This is a genomic window from Methyloversatilis universalis EHg5, from assembly GCF_000378945.1.
GTDB lineage: Bacteria > Pseudomonadota > Gammaproteobacteria > Burkholderiales > Rhodocyclaceae > Methyloversatilis > Methyloversatilis universalis_A.
The window spans coordinates 348,620-370,798 of sequence record NZ_KB900539.1 but is presented as its reverse complement, the minus strand read 5'-3'; the positions used below and the strand labels follow the sequence as shown (position 1 = coordinate 370,798).

At 69.6% G+C, this 22,179-nt stretch carries 9 protein-coding genes; 4 read left to right on the top strand and 5 right to left on the bottom strand.

The genetic code is table 11. From position 1 onward, the window contains the following. The first annotated feature begins 47 nt into the window (after nucleotides 1–47). A complete protein-coding gene (locus METUNV2_RS0101625; protein WP_018227775.1) occupies nucleotides 48–1,244 on the top strand; it encodes a DUF1501 domain-containing protein in 1,197 nt (398 codons plus the stop codon). Between the two features lie 19 nt (nucleotides 1,245–1,263). Here the strand turns inward: METUNV2_RS0101625 and METUNV2_RS0101620 are convergent, their stop codons facing one another. Then, entirely contained in the window at nucleotides 1,264–3,162 is a 1,899-nt protein-coding gene (locus METUNV2_RS0101620) for a B12-binding domain-containing radical SAM protein (protein WP_018227774.1), read from the bottom strand. Nucleotides 3,163–3,423: 261 nt separating this feature from the next. On the opposite strand from METUNV2_RS0101620, the gene METUNV2_RS0101615 reads away from it, so the two are divergent. The 3 genes from METUNV2_RS0101615 to METUNV2_RS0101605 all read left to right on the top strand — a co-directional run bounded on the left by METUNV2_RS0101615 (nucleotide 3,424) and on the right by METUNV2_RS0101605 (nucleotide 16,183). Further along, a complete protein-coding gene (locus METUNV2_RS0101615; protein ID WP_018227773.1) occupies nucleotides 3,424–5,235 on the top strand; it encodes an AMP-binding protein in 1,812 nt (603 codons plus the stop codon). 12 nt (nucleotides 5,236–5,247) lie between these two features. Continuing rightward, nucleotides 5,248–15,495, top strand: coding sequence for a non-ribosomal peptide synthetase (locus METUNV2_RS0101610; protein WP_018227772.1), 10,248 nt, complete (start codon nucleotides 5,248–5,250; stop codon nucleotides 15,493–15,495). Continuing rightward, entirely contained in the window at nucleotides 15,485–16,183 is a 699-nt protein-coding gene (locus METUNV2_RS0101605; RefSeq protein ID WP_018227771.1) for a 4'-phosphopantetheinyl transferase family protein, read from the top strand. Before METUNV2_RS0101610 ends, METUNV2_RS0101605 begins: the two co-directional genes overlap by 11 nt. Before the next feature lie 18 nt (nucleotides 16,184–16,201). Here the strand turns inward: METUNV2_RS0101605 and METUNV2_RS0101600 are convergent, their stop codons facing one another. The 4 genes from METUNV2_RS0101600 to METUNV2_RS0101585 all read right to left on the bottom strand — a co-directional run bounded on the left by METUNV2_RS0101600 (nucleotide 16,202) and on the right by METUNV2_RS0101585 (nucleotide 22,177). Next, complete coding sequence (locus METUNV2_RS0101600) at nucleotides 16,202–16,753, bottom strand: cohesin domain-containing protein (protein WP_018227770.1); 552 nt, start codon at nucleotides 16,751–16,753, stop codon at nucleotides 16,202–16,204. Between the two features lie 47 nt (nucleotides 16,754–16,800). Continuing rightward, nucleotides 16,801–19,749 carry a fibronectin type III domain-containing protein gene (locus METUNV2_RS0101595; protein ID WP_018227769.1) on the bottom strand — a complete coding sequence of 983 codons (2,949 nt, stop codon included), beginning with the start codon at nucleotides 19,747–19,749 and terminating at the stop codon, nucleotides 16,801–16,803. Between the two features lie 209 nt (nucleotides 19,750–19,958). Further along, on the bottom strand, nucleotides 19,959–20,531 hold the full coding sequence (locus METUNV2_RS0101590; protein ID WP_018227768.1) for a PqiC family protein: 573 nt from the start codon (nucleotides 20,529–20,531) through the stop codon (nucleotides 19,959–19,961). Next, the gene (locus tag METUNV2_RS0101585; protein ID WP_018227767.1) at nucleotides 20,528–22,177 is read right to left on the bottom strand and encodes a PqiB family protein; all 1,650 of its coding nucleotides are present in this window, start codon (nucleotides 22,175–22,177) and stop codon (nucleotides 20,528–20,530) included. Before METUNV2_RS0101585 ends, METUNV2_RS0101590 begins: the two co-directional genes overlap by 4 nt. Nucleotides 22,178–22,179 lie beyond the last annotated feature (2 nt).

Genomic DNA, 22,179 nt, shown 5'->3' with positions numbered 1-22,179 from the left:
CCCGCCTCCACGCACCGACACAGCCTGAACGCACCGGAGTCCGCACCATGAGTACAGACCACACCCGCCGCCGCATCCTGAAAGCTTCCGCCGGCCTGTTCGTGCCCGGCCTGTTCGGCACCATCGCCCGCGCCGCGGCTGCGGCCGAAGCGGACAACCGCATCCTGGTGGTGTTCGAAATGTCCGGCGGCAACGACGGCCTGAACACGGTCGTGCCCTACGCCGACGACCGCTACTACCGGCTGCGCCCCAATATCGGCATCCGGCCGGACAAACTGCGCAGGCTGGACGAGCGCTTCGGCTTCAACACGGGCCTGGCCGGCTTCGAGCGGCTGTGGAAGGACGGGCAGCTCGCCATCGTGCATGGCTGCGGCTACGACAATCCGTCGTTCTCTCACTTCACGTCCATGGCCTACTGGCATACGGCCACGCCGAACAGCGGCGACGACTACGGCTGGGTCGGCCGCCTGGCCGACACCATGTCGCCCCAGCCCACGCCCAACTATGTGCTCAACATCGACAGCACGCAGTCGCTGGCGGTGCGCAGCAGGGTGCATACGCCGGTGGTGTTCGACGACCCGGAGCGTTTCATGCGCAGCGCGCTGCACGAAGAACGCGCGCTGCTCGACGACGTGACGGTGGCCAGCACCGACAACCCTTCGCGCCGCTTCCTCGAACAGGTGGCGGTGAGCGCGCGCGAATCGTCGCTGGCGGTGCGCGAAGCCTGGTCGCGCTACAAGACGCCGATCGACTACGGCATCGTTCCGCTCGGCCTGCCCAAGGTGGCCGCCTGCATCGCCGCCGGCCTGCCGGCGCGGCTCTACTACGCCGGCTATCGCAACAATGCCTTCGACACCCACGTGCAGCAGCCGGACCTGCACCAGCGCCTGCTCACCTACACTGCGGATTCGATCAGCGGCTTCCTTCGCGACATGGAAAGACTGGGCCAGGCCGACCGGGTGAGCCTGCTCATCTTTTCGGAATTCGGCCGCCGCGCCGCCGAAAACACCAGCCTGGGCACCGACCACGGCACCGCCAACGTCATGTTCTTTGCCGGCAAGGCGGTCAAGGGCGGCCACTACGGCACGCCGTCCGATCTCGGCGTGCTCGATGCCGGCGGCAATCTGGTGCACACCACCGACTTCCGCCACGCCTATGCCAGCGCGATCGACGGCTGGCTGAAGCTCGGCGCGGCCGACCAGGTGCTGAAGGGGCGCTTCGCGCCGGTGCCGGTATTCGGCTGACCCGGCCGCGCTGCACGGCTCAGCCGTGCAGCGCGCGCTCGATGAAGTGGTGCGGCACGCGCGTCTTCGGCACGCGGCCGCCGAACCAGCTGCGCACGTCCTCGTCCAGGCCGATGCCGTGCATGTAGTTGTACAGCGCCTTGTTCAGCGCCACGCCCATCGCGTCGTGGTCGGTACCGGTCGGATCGGTGAAACCGACATCGTTCTTCGCGAAGGTGACCGGCGGCAGCGGCTGCAGCGTGACGCCGTATTCCTCCGGATTCAGCCCGACCGGCGAATGCACGGTACAGGCGAAGCGGTGGAAGAAACCGCTCTGTATGCAGCCGTGCTCGAACAGCTGGCGTACGTATTCCAGCGCGTCGACCGTGTCCTGCACGGTCTGTGTCGGGAAGCCGTACATCAGGTAGGCGTGCACCAGGATGCCGGCGTCGGCGAAGCCGCGGGTCACCCGCGCCACCTGCTCCACCGACACGCCCTTCTTCATCAGCTTGAGCAGCCGGTCGCTCGCCACCTCCAGCCCGCCGGACATGGCGATGCAGCCGCTGTCGGCCAGTTCTGCGCACAGCTCGGGCGTGAAGGACTTTTCGAAGCGGATATTGCCCCACCATGAAATGCTGAGGTCGCGCCGGCGCAGTTCGGTCGCCAGCGCGCGCAGCGATTTCGGCGGTGCGGCCTCGTCGACGAAGTGAAAGCCGGTCTGCCCGGTTTCGGCGACGATGGCTTCGATGCGGTCGGCCAGCACGGTGGCGCTGGCCGCGTCATAGCGCGAAATGTAGTCCAGGCTCACGTCGCAGAAGCTGCACTTCTTCCAGTAGCAGCCGTGCGCCACCGTGAGCTTGTTCCAGCGCCCGTCCGACCACAGCCGGTGCATCGGGTTGAGCATGTCCAGCAGCGACAGGTAGCGGTCCAGCGGCAGGCCGTCCCAGGTCGGCGTGCCGACTTCCTCGAACGGCACGTCCGGCTCAGCGAAATTCACGTAGCGCACAGCGCCTGCGCCCTCGTCCCCATCCGCCTCGCGCAGGAAGGTGCGCACCAGTCGCTGCCGCGAACGGCGGCCGGCCAGATGGTCGAGCAGCGCGAGCAGCGGCCGCTCGCCGGCGTCCAGCGTTACGTAGTCGAAGAAATCGAACACCCGCGGCTCGGCCAGTTCGCGCAGTTCGGTGTTGGCGTAACCGCCGCCGAGCACGGTCACGATGGCGGGGTTGACCGCCTTCACCGTCTGCGCGATGCGGAAGGCGGCGTACACCGAGCCGGGAAAGGGCACCGACAGCAGCACGACCTGCGGCCGGTGGCGTTCCAGAGCGGCGCGGGTCAGACGGTCGAGCGCGCGGTCGACCGCAGTCGGCGCTGCCGCCAGCGCCTGCGCCAGCGGATCGAAGCTGGGCTGGCTCTGCGCCAGCGATTCGGCGTAGCGGACGAATTCGAACCGTGGGTCCAGCGCCTCGCGGATCGCGTCCGCCACGTCGTTCAGATAGAGCGTCGCGAAGTGGCGCGCGCGGTCCTGCACGCCCAGCGCACCGAAGGCCCAGCCCAGCGGATCGCCGCCCTCCGGGTCGATATAGACCTCCAGCGATTCGAAGCGCGGGCCTTCGGGCAGGAAGCCGCGCGACGCGATGCGGTGCGCCAGCGTCGGGTCGCGCCCCTGCAGGAAAGCCAGCGTCGCCGCCATGGTCTGCGCATAGCGCGGGTACTGCGCCGCGAAACTGGCCGCCGCGTGCGGCCGCTTCTTGTGCGGCAGCGCCTCGCAGGCGTCACGCAGCGTGGCCAGCCCGTCGCGCGACAGCAGATCCAGCACCAGTTCCAGCGCCAGATCCGCCTGCACCGCATCGACGCCGCGCGAACGCAGGAAGCCGGTCAGATAGGCGGTGGACGGGTAGGGCGTGTTCAGCTGCGTCATCGGCGGGACGATGGACAGCACACGCAGGGCAGGGCTCGGAACGAGGGCAGGCGCGCTCATGGATGGAAAAAGCGGAACAACAGGCCGGCGAGGGTACCTGATGGCGCGACTATCCGCGCAATAGCTCACGCTGGACGGCGAGATGGCGTCTGGCAGCCGCAAATTTAACAGGGTGTAACCGGCCTCCCCCCTATGATGCAGGTTGAAAGCGGCGTGCCTGGGGAGGCCGCCGCACGCCGTCAGTCCGAACATCAGAAACACGACACAACAAGAAAGGCCGCAATGTCCTTCGCCTCGCCTACCGCGCTCACCGTTACCGCCCTGCTCCGCACCCATGCCGACACCGATGGCCGGCAGGCCGCGCTGCTCGCTGCCGATGGCCGCACCGTCACGCGCGCAGGCCTGGCCGCCGGCATGCGTGCGGTCGCTGCCCGCCTGCGGGCGCTGGGCATTGCGCGCGAGGACCGGGTCGCGGTGATCGCGCCGAACGGGCCGGACATGGCACTGGCGGTGCTGGGCACGCTGTCGGCGGCCGCCTGCGCACCGCTCAACCCTCAGTACCCGCGCAGCGAATTCGACTTCTACATCGACGATCTGGCGGTGCGCGCCATCGTGGTGACGCCGGACAGCCCGGCACTGGCCCGCGAAGTGGCGCAGGCGCGCGGCCTGCCGCTGATCGAGGTCGACACCGGCCTGTGTGCGGACGACAGCGCCGCATTCGCCGACAACGCATCGCCGGACGATATCGCGCTGGTGCTGCACACCTCGGGCACCACCTCACGCCCGAAGCAGGTGCCGCTCAGTCAAGCCAATCTCGCCGCATCGATGAAGCACGTGGCCGCATCGCTGGCGCTGGGCGCGGACGACTGCGCACTGAACGCGATGCCGCTGTTCCACATACACGGGCTGGTGGCCGGCCTGCTGGCCCCGCTGGCCGCCGGTGGCCGTACCGTGTGCGCGCCCGGCCTGCAGCTGCCGGCCTTCTTCGACTGGATGGATGCCTGCGGCGCCACCTGGTACACCGCGGTGCCCACCATGCACCAGGCGGTGCTGGCCGCCGCCGGCGAACGCCGGCCGGCCCGGCCGCTGCGCTTCATCCGTTCGTCTTCCGCCGCGCTGGCCCCGGCCACGCTGTCCGCGCTCGAAGCGCACTTCGGCTGCCCGGTGGTCGAAGCCTATGGCATGACCGAAGCGGCGCACCAGATGGCCAGCAACCCGCTGCCGCCGCAGCCGCGCAAGCCGGGTTCGGTCGGCCGCCCAGCCGGGCCGAACATGACCATCCTCGACCCTGCCGGCGCCGAGCTGGATGCCGGCGTGCGAGGCGAGATCGCGATCCGCGGACCCAACGTGATGCACGGCTACCACGCCAATCCGGACGCGAACCGCAGCGCTTTCAGCGGCGACTGGTTCCGCACCGGCGACGAAGGCTATTTCGACGCCGACGGCTATCTGTTCATCACCGGCCGGCTCAAGGAAATGATCAACCGCGGCGGCGAGAAGATCACGCCGCGCGAAATCGACGAAGTGCTGCTCGGCCACCCGGATGTCGCGCAGGCGCTCGCCTTTGCGGTGCCGCACGCCACGCTGGGCGAGGACGTCGCGGCGGCGGTGGTGCTGCGCCCGCACGCGCTGACCGACGCCGCCGGGCTGCGCGCCCACCTGTTCACCCTGCTGGCCGACTTCAAGGTGCCGAGCGAACTGCTGCTGGTCGATGAAATCCCGAAGGGTGCGACCGGCAAGATGCAGCGCATCGGCATGGCCGAGCGCCTCGCGTCCGCCCGCCGCTCGCCGCGTGAAATGCCGCGCGACGTGGTCGAGCGGGTGCTGGCCCAGGCCTGGGAAGCGGTCCTGGACAACGCATCGCCCGGCATCCACGACAACTTCTTCGCACTCGGCGGCGATTCGCTGAAGGCGGTGCGGGTGGTGGCGCGGGTCACCGAACTGCTGCCGGTCGATCTGCCGACCACGCTGCTGTTCCGCCACCCGACCATCGCCGAACTGGCGCGGGCGCTGCGCGAACAGATGGGCGGCGCGCTGGTGGCCGAACTGGAAGCGCTGATCGGCGCCGCGGACGGCAACGCCAACGCAGCCTGAGGAGTCAGCCCGATGACCGGCCGCTCCGGGCAGCTCAGCCCACGCCAGCTTGAAGCACTGCGCGCGCGCGCGCGACCGGACACGCTGCGCGCAGGCCCCTGGGCACAGGCCCGCACGCCCGGCCAGACGCTGGACGATGGCCGGCAGGCACAGCTGTTCCCGGCCAGTTACACCCAGACCCGCATGTGGCTGCTGGAACAGTGGCCGGAAACCGGCACGCTGCACCACGCAGTGCGCCGCTGGCAGCTTGAAGGCGCACTGGACACGGCCGCGCTGCAGGCCGCGCTCGACGCACTGGTCACCCGCCACGAAGCGCTGCGCACNGGCTTCATCGAGCGCGACGGCGAACCCCGCCAGCGCCTGCTCTCCAGCGCCCACTGCGCCATCGAGTTCATCCCGCACGAAGGGCTCGACGAGCACGCACACCGACCCTTCGATCTGGCCCAGCCCCCGCTGCTGCGCGTCGCACTCAGCACCGCCTCTGCCAGCTCCGCGCCCGACCGCCATACCCTGCAGATCGTCATCCATCACATCGTGTCCGATGGCTGGTCGGTGTCCGTTCTCAACCGCGAACTGGCCCAGCTCTACGCCGACGCCCTGCACCACCGCACCTCCGCGCTGCCCGANCTGCCGCTGCAGTACCCCGATTTCGCGCTCTGGCAGCGACAGGCCCTGACCGGGCCCGCCTTCGACCGCCTGCTCGAGTTCTGGCGCCGTGAGCTCAACGAGCTGCCCACGCTCGCACTGCCCACCGATCACCCGCGTCCGGCCCGCGCCGACCACCGCGGCGCACGCCTGCCGATCACCGTCGATGCCGCCCTCACCCGCGACCTGCACGCACTCGCCCGACAGCACGGCTGCACCCTCTACATGGTGCTGCTCGCCGCATTCCAGCTGCTGCTCGCGCGCTACTGCGCACAGCGCGAGGTCGTCGTCGGCACGCCGGTCGCCGGACGCAGCCATCCCAGCCTCGACCCACTCATCGGCTTTTTCGCCAACACCCTGGTGCTGCGCGCCGACGTCGATCCCGCGCTGTCCGTTCCCCAGCTGCTCGAACGCGTACGCGCCACCTCGCTCGCCGCCTTCGACCACGCCGACATGCCGTTCGAGAAACTGGTCGAGGCGCTGCGACCGGTCCGCGACCCCGCACGCAATCCGCTCTTCCAGGTCATGTTCGCGCTGCGCAACATGCCGGCCGGCGAACTGTCTCTGCAGGGCGCAGACGCCCGCCCGCTGCCGCTGGACAGCGGCCTGTCGCAGTTCGACCTGACGCTGGAACTGAGCGAGCGCGACGGTGCGCTCGACGGCGTGTTCGAGTACGCCCGCGCCCTGTTCGAGCCGGCCACCATCGAACGCATGGCCGGCCACTACACCACCCTGCTGCGCGCATTCGCACGCCACCAGGACAGAACCGTCGCCACCCTGCCCCTGCTCACCGACACCGAGCGCGCGCTCATCGTCGAGCGCTGGAACGACACCGCCGTACCCCGCAACCCGGCCGACACCCTGGTGTCGCTGTTCGAACAGCAGGTCGCACGCACGCCCCACGCCATCGCGCTCGTCCATGCCGGCTCCACCGTCGGCTACGACGCGCTCAACCGCCGCGCAAACCGCCTCGCCCACCGACTGCACGCACTCGGTGTACGACCGGGCTCAGTAGTCGGCGTACAGCTCGACACCTCGCCGGACTGGGCGGTCGCGCTGATCGGCATCATGAAGGCCGGCGCCACCTGCCTGCCGCTGGACATCGCGCTGCCTGACGCCCGCGTACGCTGGATGCTGGACGACGCGGAAGCGGTGCTGTGCATCGCGCAGCAGACACATGAGGACAGTGAGCGGCTCACGCTGCGGCCGGACGATGCCGCACTGGCCGGCGAACCGGAAAGCGACCCGCGCCCGGACATCGACGGCAGCAGCGCCGCCTGCGTGCTCTACACCTCCGGCTCGACCGGCGAACCCAAGGGCGTGCTGCTGGAGCACGGTGCGCTGTGCAACCGCATGCTGTGGCTGGGCAGCACCTTCGGCCTGGGTGCGGACGACGCCATGCTCACGCAGGCGTCGCCCGGCTTCGACGTGTCGGTCGGCCAGCTGTTCGCACCGCTGCTGCACGGCGGCCGCTGCGTGCTGGTCGACGCCGCACGCCGGGCCGACGGCAGCGCCCTGCTCACGCTGACCCGCGCGCACGGCGTCACGCTGTGGGACGTGACGCCGGCCATGCTGCATCTGCTGGTCGATGAAACCGATTTCCCACTCTGCGGCACGCTGCGGCATGTGTTCTGCGGCGGCGAGGCGATGGACGCAGAACTGGGCCGACGCTTCGCCGCCCGCTCGCAGGCCCGGCTGCACAATCTGTACGGGCCGACCGAAGCGGCCATCGACACCACCTGGTGGACCTGGCAGAACGGCAGCGGAGACCTGCCGACCGATGCGCCCGCTGAAGCGCCCCCCATAGGCCGGCCGATCGCCAACGCACTGGTGCGGGTACTGGATGCGGAAAGCCAGCCGGTGCCGGTCGGCGTGGAAGGCGAACTGTTCATCGGCGGCGCCGGTCTGGCCCGCGGCTATCTGAAGCGACCTGCGCTGAACGGCGAGCGCTTCGTGCCCGACCCCCTGTCGACGGCGCCCGGTGCACGGCTGTATCGCACCGGCGACCGCGTGCGCTGGCGTGCCGACGGCAGTCTGGCTTTCGCCGGACGGCAGGACAGACAGCTCAAGCTGCGCGGTTTCCGCATCGAGCCGGGCGAAATCGAAGCTGCGCTCGACGCGCTGCCCGGCGTGCGTCAGGCCGCGGTCATGCCGGACGAGAACGGCCGCCTGATCGCCTGGGCCGCCGGCGACGGACTGGACCCGGCCGCGCTGCGCAACGCGCTGGCGCGCACCCTGCCCGACTACATGCTGCCGTCGTGCATCGTGCTGCTGGCCCAGCTGCCGCTGACGCTGAATGGCAAGATCGACCGTGACGCGCTGCCCTGGCCTGCGCAGGACATCACTGCCGAAAGCGCAGGCGCGGCACGCACGCCCAGACAGCAGGCGCTGGCCGAACTGTGGGCCGACGTGCTGGAACGTCCCCAGATCGGCCCGGACGCGCACTTCTTCGAACTGGGCGGTCACTCGCTGCTGGCCGCCCGGCTGGCCAGCCGCATACGCCAGCTGTTCGAGGTCGACCTGCCGCTGCGCGCGGTGTTCGACGCGCCCACCGTCAGTGCGATGGACACGCTGCTGCATTCGCTGCGCGGCGATGGCAGTCCGCCGCCGGCACCTCAGCGCGTCGCCCACGATGATGAGCTGCCCTGCGCATTCGCGCAGAGCCGCCTGTGGTTCATGGAACAGTGGGGAATGAGCGCCGGCCTCTACCATGTGGTGAGCCGCTGGCAGCTTGAAGGCGCACTGGACACGGCCGCGCTGCAGGCCGCGCTCGACGCACTGGTCACCCGCCACGAAGCGCTGCGCACCGGCTTCATCGAGCGCGACGGCGAACCCCGCCAGCGCCTGCTCTCCAGCGCCCACTGCGCCATCGAGTTCATCCCGCACGAAGGGCTCGACGAGCACGCACACCGACCCTTCGATCTGGCCCAGCCCCCGCTGCTGCGCGTCGCACTCAGCACCGCCTCTGCCAGCTCCGCGCCCGACCGCCATACCCTGCAGATCGTCATCCATCACATCGTGTCCGATGGCTGGTCGGTGTCCGTGCTCAACCGCGAACTGGCCCAGCTCTACGCCGACGCCCTGCACCACCGCACCTCCGCGCTGCCCGAGCTGCCGCTGCAGTACCCCGATTTCGCGCTCTGGCAGCGACAGGCCCTGACCGGGCCCGCCTTCGACCGCCTGCTCGAGTTCTGGCGCCGTGAGCTCAACGAGCTGCCCACGCTCGCACTGCCCACCGATCACCCGCGTCCGGCCCGCGCCGACCACCGCGGCGCACGCCTGCCGATCACCGTCGATGCCGCCCTCACCCACGACCTGCACGCGCTCGCCCGACAGCACGGCTGCACCCTCTACATGGTGCTGCTCGCCGCATTCCAGCTGCTGCTCGCGCGCTACTGCGCACAGCGCGAGGTCGTCGTCGGCACGCCGGTCGCCGGACGCAGCCACCCCAGCCTCGACCCGCTCATCGGCTTCTTCGCCAACACCCTGGTGCTGCGCGCCGACGTCGATCCCGCGCTGTCCGTTCCCCAGCTGCTCGAACGCGTACGCGCCACCTCGCTCGCCGCCTTCGACCACGCCGACATGCCGTTCGAGAAACTGGTCGAGGCGCTGCGACCGGTACGCGACCCCGCACGCAATCCGCTCTTCCAGGTCATGTTCGCGCTGCAGAACGCGCCGGCGGACACGCTGGCGCTGTCCGGGCTGACGGTGTCCGCCGAAGGTACGCCGCACGTCCATGCGAAATTCGACCTGATGCTGGATCTGAGCGAGCGCGACGGTGCGCTCGACGGCGTGTTCGAGTACGCCAGCGCCCTGTTCGAGCCGGCCACCATCGAACGCATGGCCGGCCACTACACCACCCTGCTGCGCGCATTCGCACGCCACCAGGACAGAACCGTCGCCACCCTGCCCCTGCTCACCGACACCGAGCGCGCGCTCATCGTCGAGCGCTGGAACGACACCGCCGTACCCCGCAATCCGGCCGACACCCTGGTGTCGCTGTTCGAACAGCAGGTCGCACGCACGCCCCATGCCATCGCGCTCGTCCATGCCGGCTCCACCGTCGGCTACGACGCGCTCAACCGCCGCGCAAACCGCCTCGCCCACCGACTGCACGCACTCGGCGTCGGCCCCGACGTGGTGGTGGCGGTGCGCATGCAGCGCAGTGTCGATCTGGTGGTGGCGATACTCGCTACGCTGAAGGCCGGTGGCGCCTGGCTGCCCATCGATCCGGACTTTCCGGCGGCACGGGCGCAGTTCATGCGCAACGACGCGGCGGCGCCTGTGCTGCTCACGCAGCGTGCGCTGAAGGACAGCGTGGATGCGAGCGATGCCGTCGTTCTGTGCGTGGATGATGCATCGGCTTCGGGCGACGACACTGAGCAGGATCTGCCGCTGCTGGCGGGCCCCGATCACCTGGCCTACGTCATCTATACCTCGGGCTCGACCGGCCAGCCCAAGGGCGTCATGGTGAGCCACGCGGCGATCTGCAATCACATGCACTGGATGCTTTCGGCATTCGGCTTCGGCGCCGATGACCGCATCCTGCTGAAGACCGGCATCTCCGCTGACGCCTCGGTGTGGGAGCTGCTGGCGCCGCTGCTGTGCGGCGGACAGATGGTGCTGGCCGACGAGGGCATTCCGCGTGACCCGGCGCTGCTGGCCCGCCAGGTCGTGCGCGACCGCATCACCGTGATGCAGACCGTACCGTCGCTGCTGCGCGCGCTGGTCGAGGAACACGGCTTCACCGGTGCGCCGTCGCTGCGCCAGATGTTCTGCGGCGGCGAAGCGCTGGCACCGGACCTGGTGCGCAGCTTCCTCACCGGCTCGACGGCCCGGCTGCACAACCTGTACGGGCCGACCGAAGCGGCCATCGACGCCACCTGGTGGACCTGCAGCGTCGATGACGACGAAGTACCGATCGGCCGCCCGATCGCCAACATGCGGGCGCACGTGCTCGATGAGTCCATGCAGCCGGTGCCGGTCGGCGTCGCCGGCGAGCTTTACCTCGGCGGCATCGGTCTCGCGCGCGCCTACCTCGGCCGTCCCGAACTGAGCGGCGAACGCTTCCTGCCCGATCCGCTGTCGGCGACGCCCGGCGCACGGCTCTACCGCACCGGCGACCGCGTGCGCCGACGCGCTGACGGAAGCCTGATCTTCCTGCAGCGGACCGACCACCAGATCAAGCTGCGCGGTTTCCGCATCGAGCCGGGCGAGATCGAGGCCGCGCTGACCGCCGATCCGTCGGTGGCCGAAGCGGTGGTGGTGCTGCGCGAGGACAGCCCGGGCTGCGCCCGCCTGATCGGCTACGTGCGCGGCACGAATGGAGATCCGGACACCGCCGCACTGAAGCGCACGCTGGCGCAGTCCCTGCCTGCCCATATGGTGCCGGCAGCACTGGTCGCACTCGACCGCCTGCCGCGCACCCCGCACGGCAAGCTCGACCGCGATGCGCTGCCTGCTCCGGACCTGTCCGTCAGCCACGACAGCGGCAGCACGCCCCGCACGCCGGTCGAAGGCATGCTCTGCGAAATGTGGGCCGACGTTCTGGGCCTGCCGCAGGCGACGCCTCACAGCCATTTCTTCGAACTGGGCGGCCACTCCCTGCTGGCCGTCCGGCTGATCAGCCGCATCAGCCGGATGTTCGATGTCGAACTGCCGCTGCGCACGCTGTTCGAGCTGCCCACACCGGCCGAACTGGCACCCCGGCTGCAGGCGCAGCGGCTGACCACGCCGCTGGATGACGGTACGGTGACCTCGCCGGACGATGCGCGCGCGCCCTGCACGCCGGCTCAGGCCGCCCTGTGGTTCATCGAACAGTGGACCGATCATCCGGGGCTGTATCACATCGTCGAACGCTGGCGGCTTCCGGGCAGTCACGACGAAGGCCTGCTGCAGGCCGCGCTGAATGCGCTGCTGGCCCGCCATCCGGCGCTGCGCACCGGTTTCATGGACGTCGATGGCACGCCGGTGCAGCAGATCGCCGCCCATGCCCACTGTCCGCTCGAGCGGATCACCGAAGACGGTGCAGAGGCCCATGCGCTGCGTCCGTTCGCGCTGGACAGCCCGCCGCTGGCGAGAGCGGCGCTCTGGACGGGGGATGACGGTCACACCATCCTGCAGTGGGTGGTGCACCACATGGTGTCCGACGGCTGGTCGCAGGGTGTGCTGCGCCGCGATCTGTCTGCGCTCTACGACGCCCTGCTGCACGACCGGCCGGCCTCGCTGCCCCCGCTGCCGCTCACCTGCGCCGACCATGCCGCCCGCTTGCAGGCCCGGCTCGCCGGTCCGCGCGGGGCTCACCTGCTCGCCTACTGGAGCGCGGCACTGGATCAGCTGCCGGTACTCGAGCTGCCCACCGACCGACCGCGGCCGGCGCAGCCCGACCATCGGGGAGGCAGCGTCACCTGCGTACTCGACGCCGCACTGACCACACGGCTGCGTGCGCTCGCCCGGCGCAACGGCTGCACGCTCTACATGGTGCTGCTCGCCGCCTGGGCACTGCTGCTCGCGCGCTGGAGCCGGCAGGACGACATCGCCATCGGCACGCCGGTGGCCGGGCGGGACCAGAGCGAATTCGATGGCGTGGCGGGGCTGTTCGTAAATACGCTGGTGATGCGCATCGCAATTGCGGCCGACCAGCCGCTGCCGGAACTGCTGGCCGACGTGCGCAACCGGGTACTGGCCGCCTTCGACCACTCGGACCAGCCATTCGAAGGCCTGGTGCGCGCCCTTCAGCCCGCGCGTGACCGCGGGCGCAATCCGCTATTCCAGACGCTGTTCGTGCTGCAGCCGGCCGACGACATGCGACTGGCGCTGGACGGCCTCCCGGCCGAAGCGCTGCCGGTCGACCGGCCTGTCGCCAAGTTCGACCTCACGCTGGAAGTCCGTGACAACGGCGACACGCTTCAGGCCGCACTCGAATACGCCAGCGCACTGTTCGACCACGCAAGCATCGAGCGCATGGCCGGTCACTTCCGCACATTGCTGGACGGTTTCGTTGCGGCGGATGCCGCCGCAGTCACCGACCTGCCGCTGCTGACCGCCCGCGAACGCTCCACGCTGGATGAATGGAGCCATGCCGGCAGCCACGACCTGCCGACCGACGCGACCCTCGCGCAGCTGTTCGAACAGACGGTGCAGCAGCACCCGGCAGCCGTGGCGCTGATCGGCGACGGTGTCGTGCTCACCTACACCGAGCTGAATGCGCGCGCCAACCGCATCGCCCACCGGCTGCGCATGCTCGGTGCCGGCCCCGACCAGTGTGTCGGCCTGTGCATGAAGCGTTCGCTGGAGCAGGCGATCGCCCTGCTGGGCATCGTCAAGGCGGGCGCCGCCTATCTGCCTGTGGATCCGGACTATCCGGCCGCACGCATCGACTACATGCTGCGCGATGCCGGCGTGACCATCGTGCTGGCCGCACCCGATGCGCCGGCGCTCGAAGGCGTGCAACGCCTGCATCCCGACGACGACGCCATCCGCAACGCACCGGCCGGCAACCCGCCGCCCGCCGGAAACGCGCGCAACCTCGCCTACGTGCTCTACACCTCGGGCTCGACCGGCCAGCCCAAGGGCGTCATGGTGGAGCAGCGCAGCGTGGTCCGTCTGGCGCGCCCCGGACCGGACAGGGCCTATGCGAAGCTGGATGCCGACGAAACCTTCCTGCTGCTGGCGCCGCCCACCTTCGACGCCGCCACCTTCGAACTGTGGGGCGCGCTGCTCAATGGCGCACGCTGCGTGGTGTATCCGGAAGCCGTGCCGACCGCGACCGGGCTGGAAGCGGTCATCCGCAGACACGGCATCAGCACGCTCTGGCTGACCGCGGCGCTGTTCAACACCCTGATTGACGAACGACCGGAGGCGCTGCGCGGGCTGCGCCAGCTGCTCACCGGCGGCGAGGCGCTGTCGGTGGCACATGTGCGCCGCGCCCAGGCCGCGCTGCCCGGCGTGACGCTGATCAACGGCTACGGTCCGACCGAAGGCACCACCTTCACCTGCTGCCATACCATTCCATCGCCGCTGCCGGAGGACTGCAGCGCCATTCCGATCGGCCGGCCGATTGCCCACACCACGGCCTGTGTGCTGGACGCCGCGATGCAGCCGGTGCCGGTGGGCGTGGAAGGCGAGCTGTACATCGGTGGCGCCGGCGTTGCGCGCGGCTATCTCGGCCGACCGGATCTGAGCGCCGAACGCTTTGTGCCCGATCCGTGGTCGGCGGACGCCGACGCCCGGCTCTACCGCAGCGGCGACCGGGTGCGCTGGCGTGCCGACGGCACGCTGGATTTCATCGGCCGCAACGACGACCAGATCAAGCTGCGCGGCTTCCGCATCGAACCGGGCGAAATCGAGGCCGCGCTCGCCGCCCTGTCCGGCGTGCAGCAGGCCGCGGTCATGCTGCGCGCGACACCGGCCGGCGAACGGCGGCTGCTGGCCTGGGCCGCCGGAGAAGGTCTGGACGGCAGCACGCTGCGCGCCCGGCTGGCCGAACGGCTGCCGGACTACATGCTGCCGTCGGCGGTGATCGCGCTCGACCGTTTCCCGCTCACCGCCAACGGCAAGCTTGATCGCAACCGCCTGCCCGATCCGGTCAGCGCTGGCGGAAGCGCCCAGGGCAGCCGGCCACGCGATGCGGCCGAACGCCACCTGCTGGCGATCTGGGAAAGCCTGTTCGGCCGCGACGGGCTGTCGGTGGAGGACGATTTCTTTGCCATCGGCGGACATTCGCTGATGGCGGTCAGGCTGGCCGACGCCATCGAACGCAGCTTCGGCCTGCGGCTTCCGCTGGATACCTTCTGGTTCCGCGCCCGTACCGTGCGCGCCATCGCCGGTCTGCTGCGCGACGCCAGCGGCCACGTGCGCTGGCCGCTGCGGGTGCCGATACGCGCCAGCGGCAAGCGTCCGCCGCTGTTCTGCGTACACACCATAGGCGGCAATCTGTTCCATTACTTCGAGCTGGCGCGCGCGCTGCCGGAAGACCAGCCGGTGATCGGCCTGAACGCGGTCGGCGTCGGCGGCGGTGAGCCGGCCCGCACTTCGGTGGAGGCGATCGCCGCCGACTGCATCGCGGCGATGCGCGAACAGCAGCCGCACGGGCCCTACCGCATCGCCGGCTTTTCCAGCGGCGGCACGGTGGCGTTCGAAATGGCGCAGCAGCTTCACGCAGCCGGCGAGCAGATCGCCTTCCTCGGCCTGCTCGACACCTGGGCGCCCGGCGTATACCGGCGCCCGGCGGGCAGCGGGCTGATCGGCCGGCTGCGCGCGCGCCTGCGACCGGTACTGCAGCGCGACCGGCTCACCCACGCGCTGCTGCACACGCTGGGCCTGAAGCCGCCAGGCGGCTTTCCGGACGGCGCCTCGGCGCACTGGTGGGCGCACTGGAGCTACCGTCCGCGCATGTACGCGGGTCAGGTCGACCTCTACATCGCGGACGTGTCGCGGCTGGAGGCAAGCGACCCGCTGCTGGGCTGGTCACGCCGGGTCGGCGGCAACCTCACCCTGCATTCGGTCAGCGGCAGCCACGGCCTGATGATGAAACCGCCACATGTGGACGCGCTGGCCGGGCTGATCCGTCAGCGTCTGGAAGAGGACTGCGCAGGGGAAAACCATGCCGGATGAGTCGTGCCCGCTGCTGCAGGGCGCAGCCGTGCACCTGTGGCTGGCCGAGCGCGGCGACGACGTGGACGACAGCACGCTGAGCGCGGAAGAGCGCGCACGCGCGGCACGCCTGAAACAGCCACAGGACCGCGCCCTGTTCGTGCTCGCCCACGCGGTGCTGCGCGACCTGCTGGCGCGTTACACCGGCCAGCGAGCATGCGATCTGGCGCTGACCACCGGCGCCTACGGCAAGCCCAGCCTGCCTGCCGGCAGTCACGACGATCTGCGCTTCAATCTGTCGCATTCGGGCGATGTGGTGCTGGTGGCACTGGCCCGCGGCCGCGATCTCGGCGTGGATGTGGAAGCGGTCAGCGCACACGACGATCTGGACGCGGTCGCCGCCCAGGTGTTCGCCGACGACGAGAGGGCGGCCATCGCGGCCGCCGGAGAGCGCCGGCTCGATGCCTTCCATGCGCTGTGGACCCGCAAGGAGGCCTGCGTGAAGGCCTGGGGTCGTGGGCTGGGCATTCCGCTGCGCGCCTTCAGCGTGCTGCAGTCGGGCGGCAGCGGCATTCTGTGCCCGGACGACGCACAGGCGAATCGTCTGAGCTGCCGCAGCGTGGCCATGCCGCCGGGCTATGCCGCCGCGGTCGCCGTGTCCGGCGAACCGGGCGATCTGGTATGCCGGCGCTGGCGCGCGCCGGCCTGACGATCAGCAGCCCGGCATTCAGCCGCGGCGGCGTACCGCCAGCGACAGCAGGCCGAGACCGGCCAGCATCATCGCGTAGCTGCCGGGTTCCGGCACGCTGAGCGCAAGCGCGTGCGTGGCCTGCACGTCCAGCGTCGGTGCCATCAGATAGACCAGACCGTGGTTGAAATTGCCGGCTGCATCGCTGCCCAGCGCGATGGACGTGCTGCCCGAACCCAGCACTTCGAACGACAGCGTGGCCAGCGTCAGCGCGCCCTGCCCTTCATCGGCCACACCCGGAAAGGCGGAGCCGGACAGCAGGACACCGGTGAATGCCGAATCGTCGCTCCAGGCGGGTGCCAGCGACACGCCCAGCAGCTTCAGCAGGCTGCCGTCGAAGGACAGGTCCATGCCGAACGCCAGCAGTTCGTCGCCGGCGCGTTCGCCGTCGAAGGGCTGCTGCAGCAGCACGTCCAGCGAGAAGGTCTGGCCGACCGAGGCGGCCGCGGTGCCGGACAGCGATACGGTGGCGGCCTGGGCCGACAGGGTGCCGGCAGCGATCAGCGCGGCGACGAGGGTTTTCATCATCATGGGGAATCTCCTTGCGAGGCGGGGCACTCAGGCCCCGCCATCGGTCATCACTGCTTGGTGAAAAGTGCGTACCAGAGCTTGTAGTCGGCCTGGGTGATGCAGCGGTCGGCGTCGAAATCGGCCAGCGGCTGATAGCGCGCATCGCCCTCGCAGCTGCCCAGCGCCGCGCGCTGCGCGTCGCGGTCGGCGATGTCGATACGGCCGTCGCCGTTGATGTCACCACGCTTGCGCACAGTGAAGGACACGCGGAGCGCGGCCTCCTGGTAGCCGTCGTTCAGCAGGAAGGCGACGTAGTACTCGCCGGCAGCCAGACCGCTGAACGAAGCCGTGCCAGCGGCACCGCCCGCGTAGCGCCACAGCACCGACGGGCTGCTGCTGCCCGGCGTCTGGGTCGAACGGTAGATGCCGATCCAGTCCTTCGCATTGCCCGGCATGCCCGACCAGTTCACCGCCAGCGCGTCACCGGTGCGGATCAGGTTGCCGGTCACGCCGAACACCCGCGGATCCGGTTGCGGCTCGCTGCCGGCGCCGACCGTGAAGGCCACTCGGTTCGACACTTCGGTGTAGGAGTCGTTGATGTAGAGCGCGAGGAAGTACTCGCCGTCCGGCAGCGCTTCAGCCGGCGACAGGCTGCCGCCCGCACGGCCATCGACGTAGTAGTAGGCCACCAGCAGGTCGATGCCCGGCGTTGCACCCTTGCGGAACACGCCGATGTAGTCCTTGGCGGTACCCGGACCGTCGGAGAAGCGGATGTCCAGACGCTCGCCGCTGGCCAGCGCGCTCTTCACCAGGCTCACGCTGGCGATTTCGCTGCCCACCGCGAACGGCACGCGTTCGGAAATTTCGAAGTAGGCGTCGTTGATGAAGAAGGCCGCGTAGTAATAGCCCTTGTTCAGCGCGCCCAGCGTGACGCTGCCGGCTTCGGTCGGCGTGTAGGCCCACACGGTGGAACCGATGCCGCCCGGCGTCTGGCCGACGCGATACACGCCGATCCAGTCTTTCGCACCGGCCGGCGCGCCGCTCCAGGTGAAAGTCGGTCGCTCGCCGGCATTGAACTGCGTCTTGCTGATCGCCAGTTCAGGCATGTCGCCGACGTAGAAGGGCATGCGCGGCGCGATCTCGACATAGCTGTCGTCGGTCATGAAAGCGACGTAGTACTCGACGCCGGCCGCCAGACCGGAGAAGGCGAGCTGGCCGTTGATGCCGGACACATAGCTCCACTTCACCGACGGCGACGCCGAACCCGGCGTCTGGCCCTTGCGATAGACCGCCACCCAGTCCTTCGTCTTGCCGCGGCCATTCATGTACTCGATCACCACCGGCTCGCCCGGTGCCCACACCTTCTTCGCCAGACGCAGCGCCGGATCGCCGTCGGCACTGCCTTCGACCTTGAAGCTGCGCGCGTCCGACCACGGCGACCACTCGGCATTCGCGTCGCGATGACGGGCGCGGATGTAGTAGCTGCCGTTGTTCAGGCCGTACTGCTGCACGGTGTAGGTTTCGATGTCGACGCCGGCGTGGATGTCCACCGGTTCGTAGTCCGGCGCGCCGGTGTCGCCATAGACGTTCTCCACGTCGCGGATCAGGTCGACCACGGTGCTGGTGAAGGCAGCATCACGCGAGATCTGGAACTGGGTGCTGTTCAGCGCCATGCCGGACGGCGACTGGAAGGGCGACAGCGTGAAGCCGTGCGGCAGCGTGACCACTGCGCCGTCGGCGCTGCCGGTCAGTTCGGGCCTGTTCGGGCCGGCAGCATCGAGGTGACGTTCGAACTCGTCGACCAGCCGGCTGCTGTAGGCGAAGCCCAGCTTGGGGTGGCCTTCGGCATACGACGACACCTTCATCGTGCGCGCATCCAGATCGAAGTCGATCAGCTGCCAGGTCCAGTTGGCGATGGTTTTCTGCACGTCATCCATGTCGCGCTCGGTCGACTGGCCCCAGAACTGGTCCCAGGCGGTGCCACCGCTGATGATGTGATAGGTCGGCCAGTCGCGGGTCTGGCCACGCGCGTACAGGTGATGGTGAGCGCCGATGTTCAGCGCGTGCTTGCGGGTACCGGCCAGTATCGGCATGGCGGTGTCGCGGAACCACTGCGATATGTCGCCGACGTACTGCTCCGCCTGATAGGGCCGATGCACCACGCTGATCACCCAGTCCACGTCCGGATCGACGTTCGCGGCGGCCACCACCTTGCGCAGCCATTCCGCCTGCGCGGCGAAGTTCGACTCCGAATTCAGATAGACCAGCAGCACGCGGCCGACCTGATGCGCGTAATAGCTTTCATCGGCGGCAGCGGCGATGCCCTTGTAGCTGATGCCGTCGTAGAAGTTGTGCGCGCGCCAGTTGGCCAGGCCCGGGTCGTAATAGGTTTCGTGATTGCCCAGCGCGGTCATGATGGCCAGATTGCCGGACACCACCGCCGACGGCTTCATGTGCACGAATTCGTAGTGATCCAGCGTGCCGACGTCGACCTGGTCGCCGTTGTTCAGCATCAGGTGCACCGCCTCTTCCAGCGGCTGGCCGGTCAGCGCCTGGATCTTGGCCTTCGCCGCCTGCAGCAGCGGCGTGTGGCGGTCGTCGTTGCGCAGCTGGTGGTCACCGGTCACCAGAATGCGGAAATGACCGCTCTTGCGCGCTGCGGTCGGCTGGGTGCGGAAGCGGAACACCGGCGACAGCTGGCTGCCGGTGCGCACGCGATAGCTGTACAGCGTTTCGGGTTGCAGGCCGGTCAGCTGTACGCCGTGCAGCCGGTAGGTGGCCGCCAGCGTCTGGGTGGCGCCTGAGGCGGTGCGGTTCAGCGGGCCGCCATCGACACCGTATTCGACCACCGATTCATCGCCTTCGGCGGTTTTCCACGATACCCAGATCGAGTTCGCGGTGGGGGTCTGCAGATAAGGGGTGATGTCGGCGGCGACGGCGCTCAGTGTCGCGCAGCCGCAGGCCAGTGCCAGGGTAGCGCGGCGCAGCCGGCTTGCCAGGGTAGTGCGTGCAGTCATGTCGGGGTGCATCCGGAAAAAGACCGCCGGATTACACCGACCCCGCATTACATCTTCCGCCGCCAGCGACGCAGCCGGCATAGGCCTTTTGGCTCACCGCCCGGCGGAAACCTGCACTGCGACAGGGACTTGGCGCAGGAGGGGCGACACGCCAGCGGATGCGGCCAGGCGCCGACTGTATCGCTGCACCGGGCGCTACAGATGGACGCTCAGCGCAACGCGCCGGCGATGTCGGCGGCCAGCGCGTCCACCAGCCGGCCGTGCGCGGCGACCAGCGCTTCGTAATGTGCCGCCGCCACCGGCTCGCTGCGGCTGAACCGGCCGCTCGCAACTTCACGGCCGTCGCGCCGCGCCGACCATGCGGCATCCAGCGTGACCGACGAAAAGCCCTCGGCGTCAAACCGGAGCACATCCACCGGTACCGTGATGTCCGGGCGCGCGATGCTGTGCTGCGGCGCGGCCACCACACGCGCCAGACCGCCTTCGCGCGCGACCGACGCCGCCAGCCTGCGGGCGACCTCGGACTTCAGGGCGCCGGCCCAGCGATGACCGTCCGCCTGCTCGGCACGCGTGCCGTCGATGCGGCGCACGATCTGCAGACGGTCCACCGTCTCCGGCAGCGACACCGGGCCGATCACCACCGTCGGCGAGGCGGCGCCCACGCCCACCTGCAGCGATTCCGCGGCCAGCGTGTACAGGCGGGGCGCAGGCGAACTGCCGCAGCCGGCAAGCATCAGTGCGGCGCACAGGGCAAGGGCCCGTGCAAACGAAATGCGGATCACGGTTTCTCCTCCGGTTTGCCGCGCAGCAGCGCTTCCGGGTGGCGCTCCAGCGTGTCGGCCAGATGGCGCAGCGACTGCGCGGCACGCGACAGTTCCTGCAGGCTGTCGCGCAGGTCCTGCTGCAGCGGCGCGTCGCTGGCCAGCAGGCGGCGGCCATCGGCGACCGCGGCGCGCGCCTCGGCCATGGCCTGACGGGTTTCGTCCACCGTGGCGCGCACCTCGTTCGACGCCAGTCCGTCCAGCCGTGCCATCAGCGCTTCGGTGCGCTCGACCGCGCGCGCCAGACCGGCGATGGCGGTGCGCGTTTCGGCGGCGATGTCGTCCAGCGGCAGGCGGTCGAGCTTGCCGGCGATGCGCGCCAGCGTGGCCTGCAGTTCGTCCAGACTGCCACGCTGGGTGGGCAGCTGCGGCGGCTTCGCCGCCCAGCTGACGCCGGCCTTGCCGGCACCCGGGAAGAAATCGAGCGCAACGTAGAGCTGGCCGGTCACCAGGCTGCCGTTGCGCAGCTGGGCGCGCAGGCCGCGCGCCACCAGCCGGTCGACCAGCGCGTGGAAGGCATCGCCGCTCATGTCCTGCCGGCCTGCGTCACGTGCGCGCATGCGCTCGGGGAACACCGCGATATCCACCTTGAGGCCGACATCGGCCGCATCGACGTCGACATCCGGCTCGATGGCGATCACCTCGCCGATCTGTATGCCGCGGAAATCCACTGGCGCACCGACAGACAGGCCACGCACGGTTTCGGTGAAGCGCAGCCGCCACACCTGGGCGCTGGCGCTGGGCTGCTTCAGCGCCTCGGCACGGGTGGTGAACACCTTGAAATCGGCGTCCGCAGCGGCCGGTTCGGTGTCGCCGCCTTCCGGCGTCTCGAAAGCCAGTCCGCCGGTGAGAATGGAACTGACCGATTCGGTGTTCAGCTGCAGGCCATCGGCGCCCAGCCTGAGATCGATGCCGCTGGCGTTCCAGAAGCGGGTATCCACCGTCACGTACCGGTCGTAGGGCGCCTTGATGAATACCTGGATGTCGAGATGACGCCCCTGTTCGTCCAGCCTGAACGCAGTCACCTGGCCGACCGGAATGCGGCGGAAATAGACCGGCGTGCCGACATCCACCGAGCCGAGATTGTCGGCGTGCAGCGCGAAGCTGCGGCCGGGCACGTCGAGCGCGATCACCGGGGCATCCTCCAGCGCCACGAAATCGCGGCGGGAGGCGTCGGTCTTGCCGGCATCCATGCCGACGTAGGCACCGGACAGCAGCGTATCGAGCCCGGACACCGCGCTGCCGGACACGCGCGGCCTGACCACCCAGAAGCGGGTGTCCTCGACCAGCAGCCGCTCCGCCTCACGCGCCATCTGCGCCTCGGCCTGCACATGGGCACCGTCGTTCGACAGCTTGACCCGGGTGATCACGCCGACATCGATGTCCCTGTACTTGATGCGGGTCTTGCCCGGTTCCAGCCCGGCGCCGGTGCGGAACTGCAGCGTGATGACCGGCCCCTGTTCCAGATAAGTGCGCGCAGCGAGGAACAGCCCGATCAGCGCAGCCACGAGGGGAATGATCCACACCAGCGGAATGCGGAAGCGGCGCGGCGGCTCGACCACCGCGGCCGGCAGCGCATCGGGCGGAGAAGGACGCGGATCGGACATCG